Below are 14256 nucleotides of genomic sequence, written 5' to 3' on the forward strand. Positions count from 1 at the left end.
GAGTCCGGTCGCGTACGAACCCGATCTTGCTATGTCCTTGAACACTCTCTCGCTCCGGCTGTCCGGGGTGGGGCGGCGGGAGGAGGCGGTGGCGCCGATCGTGGAAGCTGTGGAGATCGGGCGCCGGTGGACGAAGGTGAGTCCGGTCGCGTACGAACCCGATCTTGCCATGTCCTTGAACACTCTCTCGCTCCGGCTGTCCGGGGTGGGGCGGCTGGAGGAGGCGGTGGCGCCGATCGTGGAGGCGGTGGAGGTTTATCGCCGGTTGGCGAAGGTGAGTCCGGTCGCGGACGAACCCTACCTTGCCGGTTCATTGCACAATCTCTCGAACCAGCTGTCCGGGGTGGGGCGGCTGGAGGAGGCGGTGGCGCCGATCGTGGAAGCGGTGGGGATCTATCGCCGGTTGGCGAAGGTGAGTCCGGACGCCTACGAACCCGACCTTGCCATGTCCTTGAACACTCTCTCGAACCAGCTGTCCGGGGTGGGGCGGCTGGAGGAGGCGGTGGCGCCAATCGTGGAAGCGGTGGGGATCCGTCGCCGGTTGGCGGAGGTGAATCCGGCCGCGTACGAGCCTGCCCTTGCCGGTTCCTTGAACGATCTCTCGAAACAGCTGTCCGGGGTGGGGCGGCGGGAGCGGGCGGTGCCGCCGATCGTGGAAGCGGTGGGGATCCGTCGCCGGTTGGCGAAGGTGAATCCGGCCGCGTACGAGCCTGCCCTTGCCAGTTCCTTGAACAATCTCTCGATCCTGCTGTCCGGGGTGGGGCGGCGGGAGGAGGCGGTGGTGCCGATCGTGGAAGCAGTGGAGATCTATCGCCGGTTGGCGAAGGTAAGTCCTGTCGCGTGCGAACCCGATCTTGCCGGGTCCTTGAGCAATGTCTCGATCCTGCTGTCCGGGGTGGGGCGGCGGGAGGAGGCGGTGGCGCCGATCGTGGAAGCGGTGGAGATTTATCGCCGGTTGGCGAAGGTAAGTCCGGCCGCGTACGAACCCGACCTAGCCAGTTCCTTGCACACTCTCTCAATCCTGCTGCCCGGGGTGGGGCAGTGGGAGGAGGCGGTGGCGCCGATCGTGGAAGCGGTGGAGATTTATCGCCGGTTGGCGAAGGTCGATCCGGCCGCGTACGAACCCTACCTAGCCAGTTCCTTGCACACTCTCTCAATCCTGCTGTCCGGGGTGGGGCGGCGGGAGGAGGAGGCGGTGGCTGCCATGCAGGAGGCACAGGAAATCAGAAGGAGGTTTGAAACGGACAAGTTTTAGCTCCGGACGGTCCCCCTCGGGGCTGGGTGAAGGACCATGCCAAGATCACTTTTCAGTGCCAAGTTCAGGCGGTCATCAGATCACTGTCCAGCGTGCATTCAAGAGACAATACCCAGTCGATAGGGATTCACATCTGTCGCGAACATCGGTTAGTCGAGACCGAGCGGCGTCGAGTCTGTCCGGGGGTAAATCAGGGTTGACAGTTTGAGCCCGCTCGTGCGGGGACTAAAACCACACATCAAATATTGCCACTGATCAGCTGTTATCCAGTATTCACCATGGGGCTGGGTACGACAAAAGCCCCTCACCGTTTCGGTGAGAGGCTAGAAGTCTTCGGTCATGGTCAGGCTGCTACAGCCTGGTGTATGCCGGCAGGGTTTAGTAGCACTGCCAGGCGGCGGAGCTGCTCATCTCCCAGTGGGGGCGCGGTCGCGAGGTTGCGGGCGACCCATTCGGCGGTGGTGGTGGTTGCGGTGCTGGTGCTGCTGCTGCTCATGGTGTCTGGCTTTCGGTCCGGCTGTTCTCGAGCAAGAGCGAATTCGATCTTGCAAGAGGTGCATGCGCGGTTAAGATCTGGCAGAAACGCGTGCCGGATCACATGCCGTACGGATGCTCAACGCGGGACCGCGCATCGAGCCGACCGGCATTCGTCAAAACCCCAACGCGGACCATAGATCTGAGCAAGGAAATCTCTGATCGGGGGTCGATGACGATGAGCGACCGGTGCTCGACTGGGGGCTCCCAATCGACAGCAATTATCGGATGGACGATCACCAACCGTACGGAATTCTTAGACCATCCCAGGTTCGAGGCCACAAAGGCCTTGTCAGCGTAGATACGATCGAGGTTCTCGGAGCTCTCGGTTAGCGTGCTCCAGCCCGTTTCCTCCCTAGCCGTGACGAGCGCCCGTCCTTGGAAATCCTTTGCCAAGTCGCACGCGTATGCGAAGCGGACCTGTTTGAGCATTTCGCTCCAAGATATGCCTTCGAGCTTCGCCAGTGATTTACCGATCTTGCCGTAGCCACCGATGATCGACCCCAGAAGGACGGCCGGGCTCGACCCCAGCCACAGTTCCTGTCCGGTCGCTTCGCCGCATGCCCAGAACGCCGGCCCGTGCTGCTGATCGTTTCCCATGCATACTGCATGCGCGGTGGCTCAGTAGTAGACGCGCTGCCGTTGGAGCCCGGGTGATACCTCATGATCGGCAAGCCATGCGATCAGCCCGCCGAGCGCTACCCCCGGAGCCAGCACCTCATTCCGCTGCACGATCAACGTCAGCTGAGGGTCGCTGTGGACATTTACCTGTGGCCGTGTAGCCCCGCCAACCGTTCCGAGCCGCCACAAGTCCTCCGAGTCAGGTGGCCGGAATTCGCCGATTTCAACGGCGAGCCCAGCAGCCTGCGATCCCAGCGTCTGCGCGTACAAGTGGCCGTCCGCCGCAAATGGGTCCGCGACCTCCTGCACTACCAGGAATCGCCAATCGGGCCCGCTGCCGACCATGCGCACGAGGGCGTCCAGCATCACCCACGAAGTCATCGGCGCCCAACGGCTCAGATTGTTCATCCACTCAAGCGCCGGTATGGGTTCCTCCCAGGTCAGCAGATCGAGGCTAAGTGAGACGTCCGGGTCGCGCAGAGGCTGAGGCATACGGAGTTCATGCGCGGGGCATCGCGCTCCGAACTGTCCCGCGCATGTAGTTCGTATGAAACCCGAATACTCCGAGCTGATGGATGGCCCCGGCCACTGGCGAGTGACAACACTGAGTGGCACGGTTCACGAATTCAGGACTGAGCCAAGCCTCCACTGGCGCCGGACGCCTGCGCCTGGGTCTTTCGATGCCGCATACGACGGCCAGTGGGCACGGCTGCGCAGGCTCAGCCGCGTGGAGGTTGGGGCTCGTGTCTCGCTCGAGGTGAGCGATGGCTCCTATTTGTACGGCAACACCTGGCATAAGACGTCGACGGTCCTCTCCATTCAGCGCCTGCCGGGATATTGCGTCGGGTGCGGCCGCCGACGGCCACTGCTCCTGCCCTGCTGGCGCTGCACGGTCCAGCCGGACTGGTTCGAGGGTGACGACGGAGCTGACCCGCGCCGGATCGCACTCCGCCGGCGCATCGAACGCCGGCTAGGCCGCATCCGCTCGTGGCGACACAACACCTGGGCCGCGGTCAGAAAGGCCACCTACAACGCTCGAGACTGGCGGTGGTGGGTAGACGCCATCCGTCCGATAACCGCCGAGGACCTCGAGCCGTCCTACTGCGCCAATTGCCGGTATCTCTTGATCGGCGATACCTACCCAGCACTCTCGAGCTGCACGATGTGCCGGATCAGCCCAGGCTGGGCTTTCCGATCCCACACTTTTTCCGACAGCCCGAACAGATACCCGGACGCCGGCCGTCTACGCCGCCGCATCCGCTGGGTGGAGCTCATCGCCCGGCTCCGAGGTGTGCCGGCCACCCAGGCACGCTCGTAAGCCACCGGGCTATCAGTTGCCCGGGGCGTGGTACTGGTGGTACTTCGACTCGATCTCGGCGTGGGCCTCTTCTAGGGTGAGCTCGCCTCGTAGGATCCGCCTGCACCGGTCCATGTTGGCCGCGTTGGGCTCGTGGCCGGCAAGCTCGGCCGTCTTCTCGATCTCGACGAGGCGAGATTCGATCTCGCCTGAGGCCAGTGGGTGAGCGGTAGTCATGCCGACTTCCTGACGTATCGCTCTTCGCACTTGAAGCCGCCAGCCAAAAGCCGAGCTTGTGTATTCAATGCTTCTGTGACTCCGCCTCGCCGAGCTCGCCCCTGGACTGACGCGTGTAGATGTCGCGCAAGAAAATCTCGTTGCGGGTCATGTTGTATTTCGGGTCGCTGGCCTTGATGCTCATTCGGTGTTTCGTTGGCAGGCTCAGGGGGAAGTCCTACTCATTCGCTTAAAAACATCCGGTCGCGTGTCCGCACGGCGCAGAGAGACGTCTCCTACAGGTCAGAACAAGATTGGCTCAGGGAGCTGTTCACTCCGACTGCTCAACCTATTCTCATGGGAGGCCATCAGTGCCACATGGCAACATGCCGTCGGAGCACGGCATCAACGCTAGCGTGAGCGGTATGGAAAATCAGCCCTACAAGATCGTGGCAGACCCGAGCGACCCCGACTCCCGAGTCGTGGTCACAGAGCCGGGTGGGCGTGAACTGCACATCCATCGCGAGGACGCGGACCCCGAGCACCGGTTCATTGCGTACAGGCTCGCGGCGGGCTGGTTCGGCAATCTGCCCGCCGGATACCAGGCGGACTGAAGACGGTCCATCAGGTCGAAGAGTCCCCGCGACTCGGGCCCGGGTCTCGTGTCTCGTCGTGCGCCTAGGCGTCCGCGGGCCCAGTAGCGAGGTCGTGAATCCGGACGGTAAACGGAGTCCGGGTCGAATTTTCAAGGCTCTAGGGTTTGGCCTCGGGCGTTGTGCCTATGGAGCGGTATCGGCGCGGGCTGTGACTCCGGGATCAAACCGGGTTATCGATCGGTGACGGCGATAGGGCGGGCGACTAGCGCTGCGTCGCGGTGGGGGAGCAAAACTCTACGCGTGCCCGCGCCCTGGACACGCGGCATCTACGAGTTATGGGTCAGGCCCGGATTGCGGCCGGCGATCCGGTGACCGACGGCGGGCCGAGCAGACGTTTCCCTCTTCCGGTCGTCGAAGCATGCGGGGCGCCCTGTAGCCCCGACCGGTGCGCTGCATCGCCGGATCGCTGCGGCGTGTCGCGAAATCCTACTCGCCAGTTTGAGCCGTGCGCCGTACCCCGAGACATCCACTGCGATTGAATAAAGTGACCCCCATTTAGTCGATTTTGGGGGTCATGGGTGTGGCGCGGGCACGTCCCCCCTAGCGATTCGGGGTGTTTCGGTCGCGAATCGGGCTTGTCCATGAAATGACGCGTAGTAGTTGCAGACAGACGATGAGGAGCCTGTGCCTGAGTTTCGGCGGTCGCCGCGCGGCCGAACGCTTTGTGTCGGTCGTCGCAGCTAGGTTTGATTCGGGCGGAAGTTCGCTGCTGGTTTCGCAGATGGGGATGCGAATCTCCGCAGTGGCGGCCGCGCTCAGAGGAATCAGTTCCTTGAGTTCTGGAGCCCGCAGAGTTTGACGAACTCCCGCCCCAACCGCAAGGACACAAGGAGAACACACCGGATGACAGGCCTGACGCCAGCGTTCCGCTTCATAGACCTGTTTGCAGGTCTCGGTGGCTTCCATGTCGCGCTCGACGAACTCGGAGGCGAAGGCGTGTTTGCAGCCGAGTGGGAGCCGGGGCTGAACGCTCTCTACAAGCACAACTTCGGGGTCGCTCCCTGGCTCGATGTGAGCCAGCTCGATGATGACTTGATCATCGAACGGGTTCCGGAGCACGACGTGCTCACGGCGGGATTCCCCTGCCAGCCGTTTTCGAAGTCCGGCAAGCAGCAAGGGTTTGAGCACACTGAGCAGGGGCGACTGTTCTTTAAGGTGCACGACATCCTCCGGATAAAGAAGCCGCGCCGATTCATCCTCGAGAACGTCCCTAACATTCTCAGTCACGATGGCGGGAAGACACTTCGGACCATTCGCGAAAAGCTCGAAGAACTCGGTTATGCAGTCGACATCAACAGGCTGTCGCCGCACCAGTTCGGCATCCCGCAGGTGCGCGAACGTGCCTATTTCGTTGGATCACTAGATGGCCTCGAGGGATTCGAGTGGCCGACGGAGTTCGGGAAGCCCACGACGATTGACTCGGCGCTCCACCCGCAGACTGGAGCCGCTCGCGCCATCCCCGAGCAGACCTTGCGGGCGATCGACATGTGGAACGACTTCCTGCACCGCTCGCCGGAGGGGACAAAACTCCCATCGTTCCCGATCTGGGCGATGGAATTCCGCGCGACCTACCCGTACGAGCAGGCCACCCCGCCGCTGGCATGGGCTCGCGACTGCCCGCGTTCGCTTGACGGGTACTCCGGCTCGTTCGGATTCTCGCTTGATGATCTCAGCAGCCGCGAGCAGAGGCCCCTTATTCCGAGTCACTCCCGACGCGATGGCGACCTCGAGTTCCCTGCGTGGAAGCAAACCTTCATCCGCCAGAACCGGGAGTTCCACCGAGACAACCGGAAGTGGATCGAACCGTGGCTCGATAAGTGGCAGCCGTGGGAATTTCACTCTAGCTTTCAGAAGTTCGAGTGGAACGCGCAGGGTGGCAAGCGCGACATCGACGATTACATCCTCCAGGTACGGGCGTCTGGCATTCGTGTCAAGCGCCCGACTACCGCGCCGAGCCTGATCTCCATGACGCAAACACAGGTCCCCATCCTGGGTGCGAACATCTCCCGTACTAGCGCGCGGCGGTACATGACCCCGAAGGAATGCGCAGAGCTCCAGAGCCTGAGCAGTATCGATTTGCCAGCGAGCGACTTGGCAGCCTACAAGGCTCTCGGAAATGCGGTGAACGCGCGCGTAGTCCAGGCCATCGCCGAACCGTTGCTGGCTGACTTGGGGGCCGTGAGTAGCCCCTCGCGCCTGAGGGCGGCATAACCAGACGGACGACGCCACCTGTCTCATGGTGGAGAAGCTAGATTTAGGAGCGCAATGACTGACCCGACCGCGTCGGATTACCTCGTAGAGGCTGCCGACGAACTACCTGAAGAGGACTCGCGTGCGCAACTGCACGACCGCATCGCCGAACTCTTAGCAGAGCTCTCCGAGGCAGCGGATTCACCAGATGGTGTGCAGGCAGGCGCCGAGTTTTCCGCGAGCGATGTCAGTTTCGACGGCGATGCCTGGATGAACCGGGTGGCGGATATTCAAGGGTGGCTTCGGTTCAGCGATGACCTCCCAACAGCAGACCCGGCGGTGTTTGTAGCTAGCTTGGCCGCAGGCCTCGGGTTCGAGAACTCGGCGGAAGGCGTCGAGGTGTCCGAAGGTGTAAGGCGCCTGACCGAGGGTGCACTGGAGCGGCTGGGCGAGCGCGCCGAGTTCGCTGCTCGGCTCCAGCAAAGCTTCCTCGCGGACCTCGATGCCGATGGTGGCAGCAGGGCTTCGGCGACCGCGTCTTGGTCCGAGGCATGGGAGGGCGAGGAGGACACAAACGACATCGTGACGCCCGAGCCGGTGACGGCGAGAGCAGACGTGTGGCCGATCTCCCAGTTGGCGGGAAGGAAGCTGAACCTCGCCCCCTCCTACCAGCGCGGCGACGTGTGGCGCACTGGCGACCGGCAAGCACTCATCGAGTCCATCCTTCGCGGCATCCCGCTTCCATCGGTGATCCTGCTGCGCACCGGAGCATCCACGCCGCACGAAGTCGTCGACGGCAAGCAGCGACTTACAGCTATCTTGCGGTTCGTCGGCAAGCACCCCTTAGCAGTCGCGAAGGTCGCCGAAGCGGACGCACTGCACCCGGAGGCTGGACTCAGCGGCCTCTTCAGAGATGACTATCCGACATTTCGAGTGATGTGGCGAAAGGCCATGGGCTTCCCGTTGACAGCGAAGTTGGAGGACGAGTTCTACTTCCCGTTCAAGCTCCGCAACGACCCCAAAGGGCCTCTCGTCGGACCGGACCTTGAGCCGCTCCGCGGGAAGTACTTCACGCAGATCCGGGACAACATCATCAACGTCGCTGACGAGGGCGTGACCATCAGGGACCTGTTCGAGTCCGTGGTCGCGTACAAGGTGCCGGTGATCGAGTACACCAAGGCCTCCCAGCGCCAGATCCATGAGGTGTTCAAGCTCTATAACAAGCAGGGCATGCACCTCAATGCCGAGGAGATTCGCAACGCGATCTACCACGATGTCGAACTGACTCGGGCGATCCTCGTTGCGGCGGGCGACGCGAGTTCGCGCAACAGTATCGCCGAGGTCGCACCGTCCCTCGCTGGCGTGCCTGGGATTACCGACTTGGGCAAAACGCTGGCGGACTATGGTTTCGGCGAGGCGCGTTACCGCCGCACGAAGGTGCTTGGTTCGATCGTCGCCGTCCTCGTCAACGACACGCATGGCAAGCTGCTGCCCTCCACGGCGCGCCACACTGACCTCCTACTCGCACAAGTGCAAGAGCATGAGTCGCACCCACTGCGCGAACCCGCGCGCATCGCGGAACTCTTCGGCCTGATAGCGAAGGCAGCCGATATCCACGCATCGCACGACGAACTGTGGCCGGACAAATTCCGCGGTGGCGGCAAGACCTCCAAATGGCAGGACCTCCAGCTCGTCGGCTCCCTCGTCGGCATCGCGGTCGCCTCTGCTGGCAGTCCCGACGACATCGAGGAGCGCATCGAGGCATCTGCTGACGCTATCCGCGAAGCGGCTTTGAAAGAGTGGAAGCGCCCGAACAAGACCCAGACGCGAACACAATGGGACTTCATCGCGCGGATCGCACAGGGCGTGGTCGAGACACTGGGAGTCGACATCTCGGCGGCATCGGATGCGATACGCGCGCGCTTCGGTTCCTCCGGCGTCGAGTCTCTCCTCGGCTCGATCCTCCCAAAGGCTGATTAATGGTGGCGGCATGACTAGGGACGGGGTTGAGCGCATTTATCTCGATGTGCCGCCTTCGCAACGCGATTCGTGGTGGGAGCGCTATTCCGCCGAACTCACTGGGATATCGACGACTGCTCGATCGGCGCTCGAGGCCGACTGTGGCTACATCTTGGACCGAGGCATCTTTGGCTCGGGAAACCCGGGTGACGGTGGCTGGACCGGCCAGGTGCGTACTGGCCTAGTAATGGGTTCGGTTCAGTCGGGCAAGACCGCGTCGATGTTCGGCGTCAGCGCACTAGCGCTCGATCACGGTGTCGATGTCGTCGTCTTGCTCGCCGGCACACGACTGTCGCTGTGGCGTCAGACTTACGAGCGGTTGGCCGATCAACTGGACGCCGGAGAGGAGGGCACTGTGAAGGCGAATCGGCGCCTCCTATGCCCGGCGCCGGGCGTTGCGCTCTCCGGAGCGTCGGGTTCGCTCCAGGACACCTATCGGCTCTCCTCGGCGCAAGTCAGGAGAAAGCTCGGTAGCGGTCGGCCGCTTATCATGGTCGCCATGAAGCAGACAGATCACTTGTATGCGTTAGGGAGCACGTTGCGGAATAGCGTGTTTCCCGCGGTGCGGGAGCTCGGGCGTCCGGTGCATATGCTGGTGCTCGACGATGAGGCGGATGACGGTTCGGTACTTGACGCGGTCGTCGAGGCGGGCCACAACCCACTCTGGTCCGGCTACAAACAGATTCCACGCGCCATTGCAGATCTCTGGGATCCGCGGTCGGAAGATGCCCCAGAAGACCTGTTCACGACATACGTCGGCTACACTGCAACCCCGCAGGCGAATCTGCTCCAGGAAGATCACAACCCGCTGGCGCCACGCGATTTCGTCATCTCGCTGCGAACGCCGCTCGATATCGGTCAACCCGTCGACCCAACCCGCGCAGATGCACCGCGCTCGTCCACTTACCCCGAGCCGACCGGCCTCGACAACTTCTACACGGGCGGTGAGGTCTTTTACCGGCGCGGTGCTTCGGCACAGTTGTGTGTGAACCTCACCGGCCGGCCCGACGACGACCTCGGCGAGTCGATCCGAGCATTTCTCGTCGCTGGTGCGATCCGGCTGCATTGGGCAAGCGGCGCCCACGGTCCGTCGTCAATCTCTGGGTTGCTGTTCGAGAATGAATCCGCTGCGAAGGCAGCGTCACCGGACCCGCACTCGATGCTGTTCCACCCAGCGGCTGACATCGAGGAGCACTTCAGGGGTGCTGAAGACGTTCTGAGGTGGGCGGGCATGAGCGACCGCCCGGCAGCGCGAGACCTCCTCGAGTCCGGCGATGCGCGCCTGCCCGATGCGCTGATCGCGAGAATGGAGGGTGAACAGCCGCTGTGGGAAGCATGGATCGACCGCTACCGGCGCTCGTCGACCGAGCTCGGAAGGCAGTTCAACGTCATCACCCCCCGGACGATCCCGGATTGGCCAGTGGTCAGGCACCTCTTGGAGACGGAAATCATTCCAGGCACACGAGTTTCGGTGGTCAACAGCGACCCGAGCGCCGACGACCGCCCCGACTACAAGCCTTGGTTCGACGAAAAAGTCGGCAGTTGGCGCGCGGCGCGTGACCTGTCCACCATCTTCGTCTCTGGGAATGTTATGGCACGCGGGCTGACGCTCGAGGGGTTGACGACGGCGCTGTTTCGGCGTGGCGCGAGCCTGCCCTTCGCCGACACGCAGATCCAAATGCAGCGATGGTTCGGCTACCGCGGTAAATGCATCGAATTGTGCAGGCTGTTCGCGACCCGGCAGCAACTCGACCTGTTCCGCAGTTACCACGACATCGACGAAGCCATACGAATCGCGATCTCGGACGCTATGACAGGCGATGCTCCCTCGCCCGTGATGCTGCACGGACTCCAGTTTCTTGCCACGGGTAAGATCGCGAACCTGGCTCGTACCCCGCTATGCCCGAGTTCGAAGCCATTCGTGACGCTCATCAACAGCGGAAAGACAACGGACCCGAACGCGCAAGTGGTCGCTGACCTCTTCGCGTCGGGTATGTCGTCAGAACTGGCTGTCGGGCGGAGCACACGAGGACTCGCATTGGATCGAGAACTTTCGTTGGTCGAGGCCGCCGACCTGCTCCAAAGCCTCACCTACGACGGCTACGGGCCAGGGATGGAGAGCCGGCTTGCTGAACTCTGGTCCCAGGTGCAGGCGCGAGTCTCGGCCGTGCACCCACTCCCTGTCGAATCGCGGCTGTATCGCGCTCCAGAGCCGCTGGATGGCGAGGATCCGACCTCGGTGAGGCCCAACTGCCCGTATTCGATAGCGGCCTACCTACGGCTTTGGGATGCATGTCTGACAAGGCACGTCCGCGGGTTGTTCGTCATTGGTGCACCATCCGATCTATGGTCGATGGCCGACCTGCGAGACAAGCAGGCGCATCAGCCGACATTTTCAGTCGGCATCCGCTATGGCGCAGGCGATCCCATCAGTTCCGGACCGCTCGAAGCTCTCAAAGTACGGGCCACCACGAAGAGCGTGGGGACGCGCGGTGAACTCGAAAATGAGTGGGGTGCGAACAACCCCGCGGCCGAGCCGCTCGATTATCGAGGCGACGCGTTCTTCGACTACTACCAGCGCCATGAGAGGGTCCCGGTTCTTACAAGCGGGAGCCCGTGGCGTCCGCCTGGGTCACATGGCCAGATACTCTTTTACGTTAACCAGCTTCCAGGGCAGCCGTATCCGGCGGTTTCAGTTGGGGTATGCATCCCCGCCGGTGGTCCGGAGCAGTTCGCCGCCACGCGAGCTTCGGCACTTGTGGCGGCATGATCGAGGTTGTATCCCGATGACCAATTACGAATACGCCCTTGAATTAATCGCGAGTGTTCCGCGAGCCGAGGACGCGGGTATCCGCGATGTCAAGTGGATGACGGACGCCCACGTGGTCGGCGTGGCTAGGGACACCGACGGGCGCGTTGAGGTGTTCCTGAGGGGCACAGAACTGCACCCGTCTTCCGCTATCGTCCGAGATGTAATCGAGTTCCGCGTCGTGCACCGCGACGGGCAACCATCCTTCCAGGCCAACCGACTCCATTTTCCTGCACTGAGTCACTTTGACCAGGTGGCCGCCTTCATCTGTACCGAGCTTCTCCGTGGCGACGCCGACGCGTCGCTCCCGCGCGCTTTCACACAGACCGAGCCCATCATCGAACTCGCCATTGAACGTCTCATCCTCTCGAACCAGGCCATCCTCGGGCTCGCAGGTGAACTCCTGCTCATCGATGCCCTGTGTAGAAGCGCGCAGGACACTCAGGTGGCCGACATCATTGCCGGGTGGGACGGTTGGAAACGGTCTTCCCGCGACTTGGTTTTGGGCGTTACGGGCATCGAGGTCAAGACAACCACTGGCCCAACGTCCTCGCACTTCGTCGAAGGAGTCCACCAAGTTGAACTCGATGACGGCTTCGGTGGTGGCACTCCTGAGGATCGTCTCATCCTCGTCAGTATTGGCCTGGAACCGAATGCAGAGGGGGGCAATGCATTCACGATCCCACAGTTGGTAGATCGCATCCTCGCGCGCATGTTTGCGGCTGGCCTCCGGGATAGCGAGGCTGAGAAGTTCCTATTTCACGTCTCAGAGTACGGCGCGAACCTCGGAGGCGGCTACGACCACCACGTTCAGGCGTCGGACGTCGCATACGCGACCGGCTTCGTTACATCATTCTTCCGGGCATATGACATGTCTGATCCCAATATTGAAGTGCTGCGCAGGCAGGACATCGCGGCGCGCTCGCATACCGATATCGGGTCCGTGACGTTTCGCGTAGATCTGCCCGTGTCGGCGAGCGCGGATAACCCCATCAATGGGGCTAACCAGGTCGCCGAGGCGATCATCGGGTAGGCGGATCCATACGCCACGAAGATTCCTCGCCGACGACTTCGCCGGGTTGTTGGGGCGCCGCCAGCATGCCCGCTGTCGCGATTGCATTGTAGCGGGCCGCTGCTATTTGGATGGCTCGCGGATTGAGGCAGGATCGCGACGCGGAATGGCAGCCTCGCCTGCAGTGCCTCTCAGCGGTCGCGCTCCCTGCCGTACTGTGCGGCTAGACGCCGCCTTGACCAATGTGACCGGTGCTTCGAAACGTTGACTTCCCTACCCGCCGCAGCAGTCCGGGGCCGCTTTAGCCTCGAAAACGTCCGAGGTGAAAGCGCCGCACGACGCCGAACACAACCTTCGCGCGGCGAGCCTGCCTGCTCAATGGGTCTGTGCATCAGCCCCGATTCGAGGCGTTCCAGGCGCGCGAAGCGTTTGCTACGCGAGGGGCAGGTTTGTAAGCCGTGTCGGTGGAGGTCACGCGAATGCTCTCCGCGAGGGAAGCGGAGTCGCTAGTCGACTACTGACGCCCGACCTCCTGGTCGACTATGCAGAGGCCAGGCATCGCTAGCGTTTCGGGGTCCACCCTGCTACTCAATGGCACGACCATGGAGTCGGCAAGAGCGATTGACACGGCGCCGATTATCCTAAATTTAGAACGATGACAGAGTCACGGCGAGAGTGCGCCGAGGCCCAGTTCGGCAAAAAGCGTAAATACATGCCTTTCAATTCCGAGGGCCAACGCGTCGTTCCGGTTGGCCGCACCTCGAGTGTGGACGTCCGACTCCTCGAGCACGAAAAACGTGAGGTATTCCTGCATCGGTTCGGCTTTTGTATTGGTTGATGATTCCCATTTGCCCCCATCTGGTTCGTCTGAACCTACGGCCCACCTAGGACGGACGCTGGGAGCCAAAGTGACCAGGTGCTCGCGCCCGTGGAGAGGAGTAAGCCGAAACCCGCCCACACGAGGTCTCCGCGTGCGGACTCAAAAACGAGTCGGAGTAGCCTCTGCGCTTCCAAGGCCGGCAGAAAAGCAAAGTTGCCCATACTCGGACGGACCAACCCTCTTGCGTCATACCGAGCGGTGTATCGTCGATGAATCTCCGCACTGACGACTGAAGATCGTTCTTCATCTAGTGTCCGTGCCTTCATTTCGGCGGTCTCCTCCGAAGCGAGACGTTGCATGTCCTCTATCCGCACAGCTTCCGCTGAGAGCCGTGTATGGGCTGAGGCAAAAGCGCTCACTAGGCCGCCCGCGGTCAGCAAGAAACCAAACACTGTCATCGCCGAAACAATCCATCGCATATCCACATCAACGAGGCTAAGGTCTGCCCGGCGTCGTCAAAAACGTACCTTCCCCATCGGGGGAGACCTGACCGCGCAGGATCAAGCCGTTGTTCGATCACTTAGCCAGGCGGGCGACGCAGCGAAAATAGAAGCCACCCGGGCGATCGCTGACGCCGCCGTTGAACTAATGACCGACGGTCTGACTCCCCAGAGCCTCTCGGTATGCGCGGCCTCAATGGCTCACGATCGGGGTGTGCCCAGGCGTACCCGCGACGTAATCTTTCCTCATGGACGAGCTCACCGATCTCGACCGGCCCAACTGTCCGGCGTGCCTGATTCGCTGTGTGGTCGCTGGGACGACACGGC

General features: G+C 62.3%; 10 protein-coding genes. 6 read left to right on the plus strand and 4 right to left on the minus strand.

The window, feature by feature from the left end; translation table 11 throughout:
* On the plus strand, positions 1 to 1255 hold a 1255-nt coding region (locus tag E3O39_RS09145), incomplete at its 5' end, for a tetratricopeptide repeat-containing protein (RefSeq protein ID WP_134542319.1).
* Positions 1256 to 1849: 594 nt separating this feature from the next.
* Here the strand turns inward: E3O39_RS09145 and E3O39_RS09150 are convergent.
* The 3 genes from E3O39_RS09150 to E3O39_RS09160 form a co-directional block, all read right to left on the minus strand.
* Positions 1850 to 2389 (minus strand): hypothetical protein, encoded by a 540-nt coding sequence (locus tag E3O39_RS09150; protein ID WP_134447224.1) that lies wholly within the window; start codon positions 2387 to 2389, stop codon positions 1850 to 1852.
* A gap of 21 nt (positions 2390 to 2410) precedes the next feature.
* The gene (locus E3O39_RS09155) at positions 2411 to 2902 is read right to left on the minus strand and encodes a hypothetical protein (protein ID WP_134447226.1); all 492 of its coding nucleotides are present in this window, start codon (positions 2900 to 2902) and stop codon (positions 2411 to 2413) included.
* An 838-nt stretch (positions 2903 to 3740) separates the two neighbouring features.
* On the minus strand, positions 3741 to 3944 hold the full coding sequence (locus E3O39_RS09160) for a hypothetical protein (protein ID WP_134447228.1): 204 nt from the start codon (positions 3942 to 3944) through the stop codon (positions 3741 to 3743).
* A 404-nt stretch (positions 3945 to 4348) separates the two neighbouring features.
* On the opposite strand from E3O39_RS09160, the gene E3O39_RS09165 reads away from it, so the two are divergent.
* The 5 genes from E3O39_RS09165 (at position 4349) to E3O39_RS09185 (ending at position 12630) form a co-directional block, all read left to right on the plus strand.
* The gene (locus tag E3O39_RS09165) at positions 4349 to 4537 is read left to right on the plus strand and encodes a hypothetical protein (RefSeq protein ID WP_134447230.1); all 189 of its coding nucleotides are present in this window, start codon (positions 4349 to 4351) and stop codon (positions 4535 to 4537) included.
* Between the two features lie 885 nt (positions 4538 to 5422).
* Positions 5423 to 6790 (plus strand): DNA cytosine methyltransferase, encoded by a 1368-nt coding sequence (locus E3O39_RS09170; RefSeq protein ID WP_134447232.1) that lies wholly within the window; start codon positions 5423 to 5425, stop codon positions 6788 to 6790.
* A 54-nt stretch (positions 6791 to 6844) separates the two neighbouring features.
* Positions 6845 to 8749 carry a DUF262 domain-containing protein gene (locus E3O39_RS09175; protein WP_134447234.1) on the plus strand — a complete coding sequence of 635 codons (1905 nt, stop codon included), beginning with the start codon at positions 6845 to 6847 and terminating at the stop codon, positions 8747 to 8749.
* A 10-nt stretch (positions 8750 to 8759) separates the two neighbouring features.
* Complete coding sequence (locus E3O39_RS09180; protein WP_134447236.1) at positions 8760 to 11558, plus strand: Z1 domain-containing protein; 2799 nt, start codon at positions 8760 to 8762, stop codon at positions 11556 to 11558.
* 16 nt (positions 11559 to 11574) lie between these two features.
* Positions 11575 to 12630, plus strand: a complete 1056-nt coding sequence (locus tag E3O39_RS09185; RefSeq protein ID WP_134447238.1) for a PD-(D/E)XK motif protein — start codon at positions 11575 to 11577, stop codon at positions 12628 to 12630.
* Positions 12631 to 13273: 643 nt separating this feature from the next.
* Here E3O39_RS09185 and E3O39_RS18960 read toward each other — a convergent pair.
* Entirely contained in the window at positions 13274 to 13423 is a 150-nt protein-coding gene (locus E3O39_RS18960) for a hypothetical protein (RefSeq protein WP_166787292.1), read from the minus strand.
* Positions 13424 to 14256 lie beyond the last annotated feature (833 nt).

Source organism: Cryobacterium sp. MDB2-A-1 (assembly GCF_004402675.1).
Lineage (GTDB): Bacteria > Actinomycetota > Actinomycetes > Actinomycetales > Microbacteriaceae > Cryobacterium > Cryobacterium glucosi.